Genomic DNA, 12,911 nt, shown 5'->3' on the forward strand with positions numbered 1-12,911 from the left:
GTCCTCGTCAAGACCCGGCCGGCCTTCGACGTTTTCCGGAATACGCAGACCGGGTGCTTCACTGGAGAATACGGACGCCGGTTCGACTTGGTTCAGATTATCTTTTTCCGGCAGATCAGGCTGGACAATCCCCTGGTCGAGACGTCAAGATGGCGCCTGGCCGCGCATATGTTCACGCTAACGAGTACGGAACATGGGAGCCATTCATGCCTGATACCGGTGGAAGACACCGCATTTCCCGGCGGACAAAACTCGCGACGGCGGCACTGGGCCTCGCGCTCGCCGCCGGCGCCCTGGTGATCGCGACGACGACCGGCCAGACGGGCCAGGCCAGTGCGGCGAGCGCCGCGCAGATCACCTGCCCCGACGTCGCCGGGCAGCTGCCCGCGATCCCCGCCCGAGCCCAGGCCGAGGTCCAGCGCAACCTCGCCCTGCTCGACACCCAGATCGCCGAGGCGAACAACCGCCTCGTCACCAGCGCCGGCCAGGGCGGCGCGAACTTCGTCCAGAACGCCATCCTCGGCCCGCTGAAGGACAAACGGGCCAGCACCATCGACCGCATCGCGATCGCCATCGGCCGCGTCGCGGAGAAACCCCAGGGCCTCGACGCGCTCGCGGCCTGCACCCTCGGCGGGCAGCCGGCCGCCACCACGACCGCGGCCGCACCGGCGTCCACGGAACCGAGCGCCGCGGAGCCGGCCCAGGGCGCGTCCGGTCAGATCACCTGCCCCGACGTCGAGAGCCGGCTGCCGGCGATCCCCGCGCAAGCCCAGGCCGAGGTCCAGCGCAACCTCGCCCTGCTCGACACGCAGCTCGCGGAAGCGAACAACCGCCTGGTCACCAGCGCGGGCGAGGGTGGCGCGAACTTCGTCCAGAACGCCATCCTCGGCCCGCTGGAGGACAAGCGCGTCGCCACGATCAACCGGATCGCCACCGCGATCGGCCGCAACGCGGACAAGCCCCAAGGCCTCGACGCGCTCGCACCCTGCGGCTTGTGAGGTCCCGCGGCCGGCGCACCCCGTGCGCCGGCCGCTAGCCGCGCGACGAGGCGGCGGAGAGCCGGGCGGCGATCAGGCTGTTGACGGCCGCGTGGTGTTCGTTCAGGTAGAAGTGGGCGCCCGGGTAGGTGCGCAGCTCGAACGCGCCGGACGTGTGCGTGGCCCACTGCTGGGCCTCGTCGGCGGTCACCTTGGGGTCGTGGTCGCCGATCAGGGCCAGCACCGGGCAGCTCACGTCGGGGCCGGGGCGGTAGCGGTAGGTCTCGGCGGCCTTGTAGTCGTTGCGCAGCGCCGGCAGGACCATGCGGATGATCTCGTCGTCCTCCAGGACCTTCGCGTCCGTGCCGCTCAGGCGCTTGACCTCGGCGAGCAGGCCGTCGTCGCTCTCCCGGTGGAAGCGCTCATCGCGGAACGCCGAGGGCGCCCGGCGCCCGGAGACGAACAGGCCCAGCAGCTCGGTGCCGCGGGGTTCCAGCCGGCGCGCGACCTCGAAGGCGAGGCTGGCGCCCATGCTGTGGCCGAAGAACGCCAGCGGGCCCGGCTCGGCCGCGAGGATCCCGGCCAGCTGGTCGGCGAGGACGAACAGGTCGTCCACCAGCGGATCGGTGCGGCGGTCCTGGCGGCCCGGGTACTGGACGGCGAGGACCTCCACCGCCGGCGAAAGCGCCGCCGACACGGGGTGGAAGTAGCTCGCGGAACCACCGGCGTGCGGGAAGCAGACCAGCCGGGCCGTGGCGGCCGGGGCCGGGTGGAACCGCCGGATCCAGAGCTGGCTGTCCAGGGAGAGGGTCATGGCCGGGCCTTCCGCGTGTCGGCTGTCTGTCGCGCGCTTACCCCGCCGAATCTGTCAAACACCCGCGCGCGGGTCGACCCCTAGGTTCCGGATGAGGGGGTGCTGGGGGCCGGGGGTGGCAGACAGGGGGGCCGACGTGCTGGTTCGGACGGTGCCGGCCGGTTTCAATGACTTACCGGCATCCGGCCGCGAGGGGAACCGCCGAAAGAAACACGTTGGGGTGAGTCATGACCGCCACCGAAGATCTCGTCGTCGGCGACCTGCCGTCTCTCGACATCGAGGCCAAGGTCGCCGAACTGGCCGAGCTGCGGGCGCACGCCGTGTCGCCGTCCCGGCGCGCGACCGAGCGGCAGCACGCCAAGGGCAAGCTCACCGTCCGGGAGCGGCTCGACCTGCTCTTCGACGAGGGCACGTTCCACGAGATCGACCAGCTGCGGCGGCACCGCGCCGCCGGGCTCGGCCTCGAGGACCGGCGGCCCTACTCCGACGGCGTGGTCACCGGCTGGGGCCAGGTCTTCGGACGGCGCGTTTTCGTCTACGCGCACGACTTCCGGATCTTCGGCGGTTCGCTCGGCGAGGCGCACGCGGCGAAGATCCACAAGCTGATGGACCTCGCCGAGTCCGCGGGCGCACCGTTGGTGTCCCTTTCGGACGGTGCGGGCGCGCGGATCCAGGAGGGCGTCACCGCGCTCGCCGGGTACGGCGGGATCTTCCGGCGCACCGTCCAGGCGTCCGGGGTGATCCCGCAGATCAGCGTGCTGCTCGGCCCGTGCGCCGGCGGCGCGGCCCACTCCCCCGCGCTGACCGACTTCGTGTTCATGGTCCGCGGCATCACGCAGCTGTACCTCACCGGGCCCGACGTCGTCCGCTCGGTCACCGGCGAGGACATCACCCACGAGCAGCTCGGCGGCGCGGACGTGCACGCCGGGGTGTCCGGCTCGGCCGGCTTCGTCTACGACACCGAGGAAGAGTGCCTCGAAGAGGTCCGGCACCTGATCTCGATGCTGCCGGCGAACAACCGCGAGCTGCCGCCGTCGCTGCCGCCCGGCGAGCCGGTGGACCGGCCGAACCCGGCGCTGCCGGAGCTGGTGCCGGTCGACGCGAACCGCGGCTACGACATGCGCGAGGTCATCGCGGAGATCGTCGACTACGGCCACTTCTTCGAGGTGCACACGAGCTGGGCACCGAACGTCCTGTGCGGGCTCGCGCGGCTCGGCGGCGAGGTCGTCGGGATCGTGGCGAACCAGCCGTCGTCCGGCGCCGGGGTGCTGGACATCCCCGCGTCGGAGAAGGCGGCGCGGTTCGTCCAGACCTGCGACGCCTTCAGCATCCCGCTCGTCACGCTCGTCGACATCCCCGGGTTCCGGCCCGGCAGCGACCAGGAGCACGGCGGCATCGTCCGGCACAGCGCGAAGCTGCTCTACGCCTACTGCAACGCGTCCGTGCCGCGCGTGCAGGTAATCCTGCGCAAGGCCTACGGCAGCGCGTACCTCGTGATGGACTCCCGCTCGATCGGCTGCGACCTGTCCTTCGCCTGGCCCACCAACGAAATCGCGGTGATGAGCGCCGAGGACGCCGTCGACGTCGTGTTCCGGTGCGAGATCGCCGCGGCCGGCGACCCGGAAGAGGCGCGCCGCCGGCGGATCCAGGAGTACCGGACCGAGCTGGTGCACCCCTACCACGCCGCCGAGCGCGGCCTGGTGGACGACGTGATCGACCCGGCCCAGACCCGTCCGGTCGTCATCGAGGCGCTCGCCGTGCTGCGGACGAAGTACGCCGCGCAGCCCGCGCGCAAGCACGGGAATCCGCCGGTATGAGCGGCCCGGACGACGGCGAGCTGGCCGTGATACTCGCCGTCCTCGGCGCGCTGGGGGGCGCGAGAGGCCCGAAGCGGGACCGGCCGCCCACCGCCGCGCCGTGGCTGCGCGCCGCGGGCTACACCCCGCCCGGCTCCTGGATGAGCCGTCCCCGGGAAGTAGGGGTGCCGCCGGGCTTTCCCGCTGGTTAGCGTGGAAACATGAGCGACCAAGACACCCTCCGTGTGTCCAATCTGGACAGAGAACGCGCCGCGCGGCTGCTGCAGGACGCGCTCGGCCAAGGCATGCTGGAACTCGAAGAATTCGCCCAGCGCTCGGCCGCGGCGGCGGCCGCGCGCACCCGCGGCGACCTGGCACCGCTGCTCGCCGACCTGCCGACCGGCACGCTCGCCGCGCTCGAGACACCGCCGCTGGTGCTCAAGGCGGGCATGGGCGACGTCAAGCGCACCGGCCCGTGGGACGTGCCGAGCCGCATCGACGCCAAGTGCTCCTCCGGCGACGTCCGGATCGACTTCAGTGAAGCGACGTGCCCGCACCGGGAGGTCACGCTCAACCTGGACTGCGGCTGGGGCACCATCCTCGTCATCGTCCCGCGCGGCTGGACCCTGGTCTTCGAGGCCATGGCGACCGGCGCCGGCGACATCACGAACAAGGTCACCGCGCCACCCGAGCCCGGCCTGCCGGTGCTGCGCGCGCACTGCAAGGTGACCGCGGGCAACATCCGCTTCCGCCACCCCCGCTGAACCACCCTCCCCCACCCCGGAACGGCCAACACACTGCCCGCAGCGGCCAACACACTGCCCGGAACGGCCAACACACCGGCACCCGGCCCCGACGCCAGTGGCCAACGCCGTGTTGGCCACTCCGGTCGCCGTGTTGGCCACTCCGGTCGCCGTGTTGGCCACTCCGGTCGCCGTGTTGGCCATTCCGGACGCCGTGTTGGCCACTCCGGTCGCTGTGTTGGCCGGTCCGGCGCCCGGCCCCATCGGGGATGGGGCCGGGCGCCGCGACCCTGGCGTCGGATGTCGTTCAGCGAAAAGGCCCGGCTCACCGAGTGAGCCGGGCCTTTCGCAGTGCGGGTCAGCGGACCGCCGCGTGCTCGCGGCCGTTCTCCTTTTCCGCTTGCGGCACTTCGGCTTCTTCCGCCGCCGCCAAGGCTTCGGCCTTGCGCTTGGCGACGCGGTGCATCAGCACGACCATGCCGAAGGAGCACGCGCCGAGCACGATCGAGCCGATGGCCACCAGCACCCGCAGCCCGGGCGCGACGTGGGCGACGAGGAACCAGCCCGGCAGGGTCGCGCCGAACAGGCTCAGGCCCAGCGACACGAATCCCTGCGGGATCACCAGCAGGACGCCGAGCAGGACGAACAGCGCGACCGCGGCGTTCTGCGGACCGCTGAGGTCGTCCTTCTTCGCCGGTTCCTCTTCCTCGCCCTCTTCCAGCTCGTCGGCGGCGACCTTGACCTCGGCCCGGACGCCCTTGCGCATCAGGTCGAGGATCTCCGGGCCCGCCTTCTCCAGGCGGCGGTAGGCGAGCCGGCCGAACAGCCAGTAGTAGAACGCGCCGGTGAGCAGCCCGGCCGCGACGCCCGCCCAGCTCAGCAGCGTGCTGCCGGTGCGGAACCCGATCAGCACGACGACCGCGGCCGGCACGGCCAGCAGGATCTGGCCGAACAGCATGCCGAAGATCTTCAGCCGGACCTGGTCGCCGCTCTCGTCGGTGAAGCCGTCCATCGGGTTGCCGCCGGGGCGGTCCTGGAACGGCGCGACGCCGACCAGCGAGACCAGCGGCACCAGGCCCGCCGCCCCGCCGAGCATCGCCGGCAGCACGGCCAGCACCCACGGCCACGCCCAGCCCTGCCCGCTGACCAGCGTCAGCAACGCGGTCAGCACGAGCACCGGGACCGCGACCAGCAGCAGCCACGCGACCTGCCGGGCGCGGACGTCGACGCGTTCGGCCGCCGGGGCGACCAGGGTCAGCCACAGCGCGCCCGCGTCGAGGCCGTAGACGTTCGCCGACAGCGCGCCGGCGAACAGCGCGGTGATCACACCCGCGAAGGGCAGCAGCACGGTGTTGCCGTCGAGCAGCGGGAACAGCCCGCTGAACAGGCCCGCCCACAGCGCGATGCTGAGGAACCGGGCGCGGCGCAGGTCGCGGACCCACAGCCGCAGCTCCTTGCCCAGCACCCCGCCGAACGGCCCGCCGGGCAGGATCCGCTTGGTGGCCAGGCTGTCGCCGCCGGTCTGCGTCGTGCCGCCGTCGGAGAGGCCCCGGACGAGCTGGCGCGAAAGCAGCGCCGAGAACACGAAGAACAGCACCGCGCCCAGGACGGCGAGGCCGCCCAGCGAGAGCGCGACGACGCCCCAGTTGCCCTTGCCCGCCGCGTCCACCGCGACGACCGCCCAGCTCGACGGGAGGATCCGCAGGACGATGCCGCCGCCGTCGGCCCAGCCGCCGCTGAACGTGCGGATCGCCAGGCCGATGTCCATCCAGCCGGTGTTCTGCAGGCCCAGCACGAAGCCGACGACCAGCGACGAGAGCTCCCAGCCGAACCGCGACCGGACGAGCCGGCCCAGCGCCTGCATGCCGACCTTCGACAGCACGACGACGAACCACAGCTGCAGCAGCACGGCCGGGATCGCGACGAGCGCGGCGGCCAGGCCGAGGTGGGCGCCGTAGACGAGGAGCACGGCGAACGCGACCAGCGCGACCACCGGCGTGATGCCGACGAACCCGGCGCCGACCATGCCGATGGCCAGGGTGCGCGGGCGGATCGGCAGCAGGGTGAAGTACTCCAGCCGCAGCACCGCGTCGCCGCCGGTGAGCATCGGGCCGAACAGCCAGCCCAGCGTCCACACCATCAGCAGCAGTGAGAGCACCGCGACCGCGGTTTCGGGCGAGCCGAAGTGCGAGAACCCGACCACGAGCGTGCCGATCGCGAGGACCAGGCCGATCGACCCGCCCGCGAGCATGCTGGCCGCGCGCTGCCCGCTCATCGAGCGGCGCAGCACCGCCAGCTTCATCCGGATCAGGACGCCAACCACGCCAGCCCCTCCATCCCCCCGGTGCGGGCGCCGACGAGCTCGACGAAGACGTCTTCGAGGCCGCGCCCGGCGCGGACCTCGTCGACCGGCCCGGCCGCGGCGACCTGGCCGCGGGCGATCACCGCGACGTGGTCGCAGAGCTGCTCGACCAGGGCCATCACGTGGCTGGAGAACACGACCGAGCCGCCGGAGGCGACGAAGCGCTGCAGGATCGTGCGGATGGTGGCCGCGGAGACCGGGTCGACCGCTTCGAACGGCTCGTCCAGCACCAGCAGCTTGGGCGCGTGCAGCAACGCCGTCGCGAGGCCGATCTTCTTCCGCATGCCGGTGGAGTAGTCGATCACCAGGGTGCGGTTGGCCTCGGTCAGCTCGAGGACCTCCAGCAGCTCGCCCGCGCGTTCGTCGATCTGCGCCTCGGGCAGCCCGCGCAGCAGACCCTGGTACGTCAGCAGTTCGCGGCCGGTCAGGCGCTCGGGCAGGGACATGCCGTCGGGCAGCACGCCGACGAGGGCCTTGGCGTGCACCGGGTCGGCCCAGACGTCGACGCCGAAGATGTGCGACGCGCCGGCGTCGGGGCGCAGCAGGCCCACGGCCATCGAGAGCGACGTCGTCTTGCCCGCCCCGTTGGGCCCGACCAGGCCGTAGAACGAACCCTTCGGCACGGCGAGGTCGACCCCGTCCACCGCGACCTTCCGGCCGAATCTCTTGCGCAACCCGGAGAGCCGGAGCGCGGGTGCACTTTCGTCGATCGTAGGCACGTGGATCATCCCCATGGTTCGGGCGGCCCGCCGGCCGCGCTTTACCGGGCACAGCGTAGCGGCCTGCCGGGGAAAAGAGAACGCGGCACAACTGAACAGTTCGCGTCCCGCGATAAGGGTGGGCATAGGGGTTACGAATCGGCGTGTCGCGCAATTACGGTGGCAGCCGACTGCCGAGTCGACCAAACCGGCCGAATCAGACTAACCACCCCGGGCAGCGAAAAGCAATTCCGAGCCGAGGGAAGAGCCGATGACGACATCGACCGACAGCGAACTGGAGGCCCAGCTGCGCACCGCGCGGGCCGGGCTCACCTCGCTGGGCGCCCTGGGCGACCGGATCGCCGCGCTGATGCTCGGCCCGGAGGACCCGTACCCGGTGTACGCGCAGATGCGGGCCCGCGGGCCGGTGCAGAAGAGCCGGATCGGGATCTACGCGGTGCTCGGCCGCGACATCGCCGACAGCGTGCTGCGCGACCGCCGGTTCGGCCGCCGGACGCTCGGCGGTTACTGGCCGCAGGGCACGTCGACGTTCGACAATTCCTTCCTCGCGATGGACCCGCCGGAACACACCCGGCTGCGCAAACTCGCGATGCCGGCATTCAGCCCGAAGACCATCGGGGCACTGCGCCCGGATATCGAACGGGCGTGCCGTGAACTGCTCGACGCCGTCGATTCGAGCAAGCCGTTCGACCTGATGGAGAAATACGCGAAACGCGTTCCGTGCGCGGTGATCACGACGCTGTTCGGAATTCCGGAATCGCGGCAGGCGGAGTTCGACGAGCTCGCCGCCGGGCTGAGCCTGGTGCTCGACGGCGTCGTCTCCCTCGACGAGGCCAAGCGCCTGCAGGACGCCGTCGACGGCATGACCGCGCTGTTCACCGAGCTGCTCGCGCTGCGCGTCGCCGAGCCGGGTCCGGACCTGGTCAGCCGGCTGCTGCAGTCGGTGGACGGCGACAAGCTGACCGCGGCCGAGCTGGTCGCGATGTGCGGGATGCTGTCGCTGGCCGGCACCGAGACCACGGTCAACCTGATCGGCAACGGCACGCTCGCCCTGCTGGAACACCCCGGGCAGTGGGACCTGCTGCGCGCCGACCCGGACCTCGCGCCGAAGGCCGTCGAGGAGGCGCTGCGCTACGACACCTCGGTGCTGATGCAGGCGCGGTTCGCGCACGAGGAGGTCGAGCTGGGCGGCAAGCGGATCCCGGTGGACAGCCAGGTGACCATCCTGACCGGCGCGTGCAACCGCGACCCGGACGCCTTCGACCGCCCGGACGTCTTCGACCTGCAACGGCCGTCGGGCCCGGACCACATCTCGTTCTCCAGCGGCATCCACTACTGCCTCGGCGCCCCCCTGGCCCGCCTCGAGGGCGACGTCGCCTTCCGCGTGCTGCTGGACCGGTTCCCGAACCTGCAACGGGCGGGCGAGGTGACACGCCGCGCGTCACCGTTCATCCGCGGCCTGCACGCGTTCCCGGTGACCGGCTGAGCTTTCGCGTACCCCGGAAAGGGAGGGACCCCGGCGCGGAGGGGCGCGCCGGGGTCCGAGGGGGGAGGGTGGTCAGGGCGTCCGGAGCAGGTCGCGGACGTGGTCCGCGAGCTGACCCGGGGTCGGCATCGAAAAGACGTCCGTGAGCTTCAACCCGACACCGGTCAGGTCCTCGACGTGCTGCACCAGCTGCACGCCGAGCAGGGAGTGCCCGCCGACGACGAAGAAGTTCGTGTCGGCCTCGACGTCCTGGCGGCCCAGCAGGCCGGCCCACAGGCCGATCAGCGTGTCCAGCAGGTCGCCGTCGGCGGCCGGGGAGCCCGGCTCCTCCCCCGCCGCGGCGCGCCGGTCGGCGGCCAGGCGGGTCAGGGCCGGGTAGTCGATCTTCTCCGTCACCGTGGTGGGCAGCCGGTCGATGGTAACGAACTCGTGCGGGACGGCGGCCCGGGGCAGCTGGGCCCGGGCGTGCTGCCAGAGCCGGTCGGCCAGCCCCGGCGACTCGGACCCCTCAACGAATGGCCCTTCGACGAACGCGACCAGGATGCCGCCCGCGCTCGGCTCGCCGACAAGGACGACCGCGACGCCGGCCACCTCCGGGTGCTCGGCCAGCACGGCCTCGACCTCGCCGAGCTCGATCCGGTTGCCGCGCAGCTTGATCTGCCGGTCCACCCGGCCGACCAGCTCGCACGTGCCGTCGTGGCGCCAGCGGCCCTGGTCGCCCGTGCGGTAGAAGCGCCCGTGCACCGGGTGCTCGCGGAACTTGTCCGCGGTCAGCTCGGGCCGGTTGTGGTAGCCGATCGCGACGCCGCCACCGGCGATGCACAGCTCGCCGTGCACGCCCGGCGGGAGCTCGCGCCCGGCGTCGTCGGCGATGAACACCGTGGTGTTGCGGATCGGCCGGCCGACGACGATCGGGTCGTCCGGCGAGGTCAGCCGGGCCGCGGTGGACCAGACGCACGTCTCGGTCGGGCCGTAGAGGTTGCGCAGCTCGCACCCGGTGGCGACGAGCCGCCGCAACAGCGCGGGTGGCATCGGCTCGCCGCCGCAGACCACCTTGACCCCGGCCAGGAGGTCGGCGACGTCGTCCAGCACGAGCCGCCACGTCGTGGGCGTCGCCTGCAGGAAGTCGACGCGGTGCTCGGCCAGCACCGCGCGCAGCGCCCGGCCGTCGGTGCGGGCCTCGTCCGGCGCGACGACCAGCGTGGCGCCGGCGTACAGCGGGAGGAACAGGTCCATCACCGACATGTCGAACGCGAACGTCGTCATCCACAGCCCGCCGTCGCCCGGGCCCAGCCCGGTCTCGCCGCGGAAGTGCGTGACCAGGTTCGCGAGGTTGCGGTGCGCGAGCACCGTGCCCTTGGGCTTGCCGGTGGACCCCGAGGTGTAGATCAGGTACGCGCACGCGTCGTCCGCCTCGTCGCCTTCCACGACGAGGGTGTCCGGGACGGCCGGCCCGTCGGCGGTGATGGCCGGCAGCGGCAGCACGGTCCGGCCGTCGGCGTCAAGGGAGACGCCGACGCCCACCAGCAGCACCCGGGCGCCGGAGTCGGCGAGCTGGTGCTCGACGCGGTGCGCCGGGTGGTCGGGGTCGATCGGCAGGTAGGCCGCGCCGATCAGCCAGCAGCCGAACACCGCCGCGACGAGTTCGGGACCGCGCCGCCCGGCCAGCCCGACGATGTCGCCGGGGCCGGTACCCTGGCCGCGCAGCCGGTCGGCGGTGGCCTGCGCGGTGAGCCACAGCTCGCGGTAGGTCACCGCGCGCTCGCCGTCCCGCACGGCGACCGCGGCCGGCTGGGTGGCGACGTGGTCGGCGACCGCCTCGAGGACCGTGCGCGCCCGAGTCGGCCGCCGGGTCTTGTTGGCCGCGTCGACCACGGCCCGGTCGGCGGGGCTGAACAGCGGCAGCTGCCCCACCGGCCGCTGCGCGTCGGCGCCGGCGGCGACGAGCAGCGCGTCGTAGCGGCGCAGCAGCGCCTCGACGTCGGCGCGGAAGTGCGAACCGGTCGCGTACCGTCCTTTGAGGACGGTTTCGTCCGCGTCCGCCTGCACCACCAGTTCCAGGTCGAACTTGCTGGTGCCGTTCTCGACGCTGACTCCCCGGGTGTGCACCCCGCCGATGCCGAAGCGCGGCAGCCCGCCACCCGGCTGGTAGTTGAACAGGTGCCGGAAGATCGTGCTGCGCCAGTCGGAGCCCGCCCGCGGCAGCTCCGGGAGCAGCAGGTCGACCGGGACGTCGGCGTGCGCCAGCGCGTCGAAGTACACCGAGCGGGTGCGGGCGACGAGGTCGGCGAAACCGGCGCCGAACTCGACGCCGACCCGCAGCGGCAGCACGTTCACGTGGTAGCCGATGGCGCCCTGGGCGTGCGGCGGCCGGGTGTTGACCGGCGTGCCGACGACCAGGTCCGGGCCGGCGCCGTGCCGGGCCAGCAGCAGGTAGTAGGCGGCCATGTGCACGACCGCGTCGGGGGCCCGCAGCTCGCGCCGCAGGCGGTCGAGCGCGGCGAGGGCCTCGCGGGAGAGCCGGTGCTCGACGAAGTCCCCGTCCAGGACGGACCCGGCCGCCTCGGGCGTGCCGACCGAGAGCCCGAGCGCGGTGGCGTCGAACCCGGTGAGGTGCTCGCGCCAGTAGGCGATCCCGGTCTCGGTCGGCACGACGTCGGGGGTGGCGCGGACCTCGGCCGCGAGCACGGCCGGGCACGAGCGGCCGACGGCCAGCGCCTCGTAGGCCTTCGCCAGTTCGGTGAAGAAGACGGCGGCGGAAATGGTGTCGAACACGAGGTGGTGCGCGGAGACGACCACCACGTCGCCGTCCGGGCAGCGGAAGTGCGCCAGCCGGATCGGCGGCGTCCCGCCGATCTCGAGCGGCGCGGCCGCGAACCCGGCGACCCGCGCGTCCACCAGCTCCCGGCTCGTGTCCACAGTGGACACGTCGAGGGTGACCGCGGACGCGGGCAGCACCTCGGCGGTGAGGCGGGTGCCCTCGTCGTGGAAGACCCGGCGCAGCCCGTGGTGCCGCCGCTGGACCAGCCGGGCCGCTTCCGCGAGCACCACCGGGTCCAGCGCGACCGGCACCTCGAACCGCACCGCGACCGTGTTGACGCCGCTGCCGGGGACCAGCCGGTCCAGCAGCCACAACGCTTCTTCCTTGGACGTGACGCCGGCTCTCGCCGGTACCTCGACGTCCTGCCCCGGGCCCTTGCCGGTGAACGTGCGCATCGTGGGTTCTCCTACTTCAGCAGGCCCGACACGGCTTCGGCCACCGCGGAGCGGCGAAGCAGGTCATGGCGGTCGAGGTCGAAGGAAAGCTCGGCGCCGGCCAGGTGGCGGCCGTCCGCCGGGGCGTCGGAGTTGATCACCGTGCAGGTGCTCAGGTCGACGGCGGTCTCGACCTGGGTCGCGCCGACGAGGTAGTGCACGTAGGCGTCGAACCAGCTCATCATCTCGTTGCGGCGCGCCTCGTTGAGGCCGAGCCGGCCGAGGCCGACGTGCCCGACCTCGCGGTAGAGCTTGATCAGCGAGTCGCCGAGCACCACGAGGTCGTCGGCGCCGTCGGCCTCGGCGAAGCCGACGGTCTTCGACTCCTCGATCTCCTGCGGGGTCAGCACGCCGACGAGCTTGTCCAGCAGCTTGTGGAACTGCCAGTACAGCACGATCGCGCTGACCGGTTCCGGGTCGAACATGACGACCGCGGGCTGCGTGCCCCGGCGTTCGCCGATCCGGCGGGCCAGCGCCGAGGCGTAGACGCCGCCGACGCAGAAGCCGAGCACGCCGCGGATCTCGCCGCCGGGCAGCGCGTCGAGCCACCGGGTCAGGTAGTCCTCGCCGGTCATGTCGTCCTCGGTGCCCGGCTCCGGCTGCATCGTCTCCCAGACCGTGCTGGGCACGCTCAGCGCGGGCGCCAGGTCGGAGAACGTCGCTTCGGAGCGGCCGGGGGAATAGAAGTCGACCGCCAGCACGAAGTCGTTCTTCGCGCCGTTCTTCAGGATTCGCCATTCGGTGAAATCGTTCATCACA

At 72.4% G+C, this 12,911-nt stretch carries 10 protein-coding genes; 5 read left to right on the forward strand and 5 right to left on the reverse strand.

Features of this window, described 5'->3' with window-relative positions:
• Positions 1–206: 206 nt before the first annotated feature.
• On the forward strand, positions 207–998 hold the full coding sequence (locus ACLJQZ_RS04225; RefSeq protein ID WP_410618691.1) for a hypothetical protein: 792 nt from the start codon (positions 207–209) through the stop codon (positions 996–998).
• A 34-nt stretch (positions 999–1,032) separates the two neighbouring features.
• Here ACLJQZ_RS04225 and ACLJQZ_RS04230 read toward each other — a convergent pair whose 3' ends face one another.
• Positions 1,033–1,791 carry a thioesterase II family protein gene (locus ACLJQZ_RS04230; protein ID WP_410618693.1) on the reverse strand — a complete coding sequence of 253 codons (759 nt, stop codon included), beginning with the start codon at positions 1,789–1,791 and terminating at the stop codon, positions 1,033–1,035.
• A 227-nt stretch (positions 1,792–2,018) separates the two neighbouring features.
• Between ACLJQZ_RS04230 and ACLJQZ_RS04235 the strand changes: the two genes are divergently transcribed.
• Genes ACLJQZ_RS04235 through ACLJQZ_RS04245 form a run of 3 tightly spaced genes read left to right on the forward strand, consistent with a single transcriptional unit; the run spans position 2,019 to position 4,351 of the window.
• Complete coding sequence (locus tag ACLJQZ_RS04235) at positions 2,019–3,608, forward strand: acyl-CoA carboxylase subunit beta (protein WP_410618694.1); 1,590 nt, start codon at positions 2,019–2,021, stop codon at positions 3,606–3,608.
• The gene (locus tag ACLJQZ_RS04240; protein ID WP_410618695.1) at positions 3,605–3,799 is read left to right on the forward strand and encodes an acyl-CoA carboxylase subunit epsilon; all 195 of its coding nucleotides are present in this window, start codon (positions 3,605–3,607) and stop codon (positions 3,797–3,799) included. Before ACLJQZ_RS04235 ends, ACLJQZ_RS04240 begins: the two co-directional genes overlap by 4 nt.
• Before the next feature lie 9 nt (positions 3,800–3,808).
• Positions 3,809–4,351, forward strand: coding sequence for a DUF1707 domain-containing protein (locus ACLJQZ_RS04245; protein ID WP_410618697.1), 543 nt, complete (start codon positions 3,809–3,811; stop codon positions 4,349–4,351).
• Between the two features lie 337 nt (positions 4,352–4,688).
• Here the strand turns inward: ACLJQZ_RS04245 and ACLJQZ_RS04250 are convergent, their stop codons facing one another.
• Both ACLJQZ_RS04250 and ACLJQZ_RS04255 read right to left on the reverse strand, forming a co-directional pair.
• Complete coding sequence (locus tag ACLJQZ_RS04250) at positions 4,689–6,653, reverse strand: hypothetical protein (protein WP_410618698.1); 1,965 nt, start codon at positions 6,651–6,653, stop codon at positions 4,689–4,691.
• Positions 6,638–7,411, reverse strand: coding sequence for an ABC transporter ATP-binding protein (locus ACLJQZ_RS04255; RefSeq protein ID WP_247049358.1), 774 nt, complete (start codon positions 7,409–7,411; stop codon positions 6,638–6,640). Before ACLJQZ_RS04255 ends, ACLJQZ_RS04250 begins: the two co-directional genes overlap by 16 nt.
• Before the next feature lie 250 nt (positions 7,412–7,661).
• Here ACLJQZ_RS04255 and ACLJQZ_RS04260 point away from each other — a divergent pair, with 250 nt between their 5' ends.
• Positions 7,662–8,897 (forward strand): cytochrome P450, encoded by a 1,236-nt coding sequence (locus tag ACLJQZ_RS04260; protein ID WP_410618699.1) that lies wholly within the window; start codon positions 7,662–7,664, stop codon positions 8,895–8,897.
• A gap of 72 nt (positions 8,898–8,969) precedes the next feature.
• Here the strand turns inward: ACLJQZ_RS04260 and ACLJQZ_RS04265 are convergent, their stop codons facing one another.
• Together ACLJQZ_RS04265 and ACLJQZ_RS04270 are read right to left on the reverse strand one after the other, a co-directional pair.
• Positions 8,970–12,113 (reverse strand): non-ribosomal peptide synthetase, encoded by a 3,144-nt coding sequence (locus ACLJQZ_RS04265; protein WP_410618700.1) that lies wholly within the window; start codon positions 12,111–12,113, stop codon positions 8,970–8,972.
• Positions 12,114–12,124: 11 nt separating this feature from the next.
• On the reverse strand, positions 12,125–12,907 hold the full coding sequence (locus ACLJQZ_RS04270; protein WP_410618701.1) for a hypothetical protein: 783 nt from the start codon (positions 12,905–12,907) through the stop codon (positions 12,125–12,127).
• Between the last annotated feature and the right edge of the window lie 4 nt (positions 12,908–12,911).

It is taken from the genome of Amycolatopsis sp. cmx-8-4 (genome assembly GCF_046548675.1).
Lineage (GTDB): Bacteria > Actinomycetota > Actinomycetes > Mycobacteriales > Pseudonocardiaceae > Amycolatopsis.

Excerpts from the sequence above, each read along its gene's own strand:
- ACLJQZ_RS04260 (WP_410618699.1), top strand. The coding sequence starts at position 7,662 with ATGACGACATCGACCGACAGCGAACTGGAGGCCCAGCTGCGCACCGCG.
- ACLJQZ_RS04240 (WP_410618695.1), top strand. The coding sequence starts at position 3,605 with ATGAGCGGCCCGGACGACGGCGAGCTGGCCGTGATACTCGCCGTCCTC.
- ACLJQZ_RS04270 (WP_410618701.1), bottom strand. The coding sequence starts at position 12,907 with ATGAACGATTTCACCGAATGGCGAATCCTGAAGAACGGCGCGAAGAAC.
- ACLJQZ_RS04235 (WP_410618694.1), top strand. The coding sequence starts at position 2,019 with ATGACCGCCACCGAAGATCTCGTCGTCGGCGACCTGCCGTCTCTCGAC.
- ACLJQZ_RS04230 (WP_410618693.1), bottom strand. The coding sequence starts at position 1,791 with ATGACCCTCTCCCTGGACAGCCAGCTCTGGATCCGGCGGTTCCACCCG.
- ACLJQZ_RS04265 (WP_410618700.1), bottom strand. The coding sequence starts at position 12,113 with ATGCGCACGTTCACCGGCAAGGGCCCGGGGCAGGACGTCGAGGTACCG.
- ACLJQZ_RS04245 (WP_410618697.1), top strand. The coding sequence starts at position 3,809 with ATGAGCGACCAAGACACCCTCCGTGTGTCCAATCTGGACAGAGAACGC.
- ACLJQZ_RS04225 (WP_410618691.1), top strand. The coding sequence starts at position 207 with ATGCCTGATACCGGTGGAAGACACCGCATTTCCCGGCGGACAAAACTC.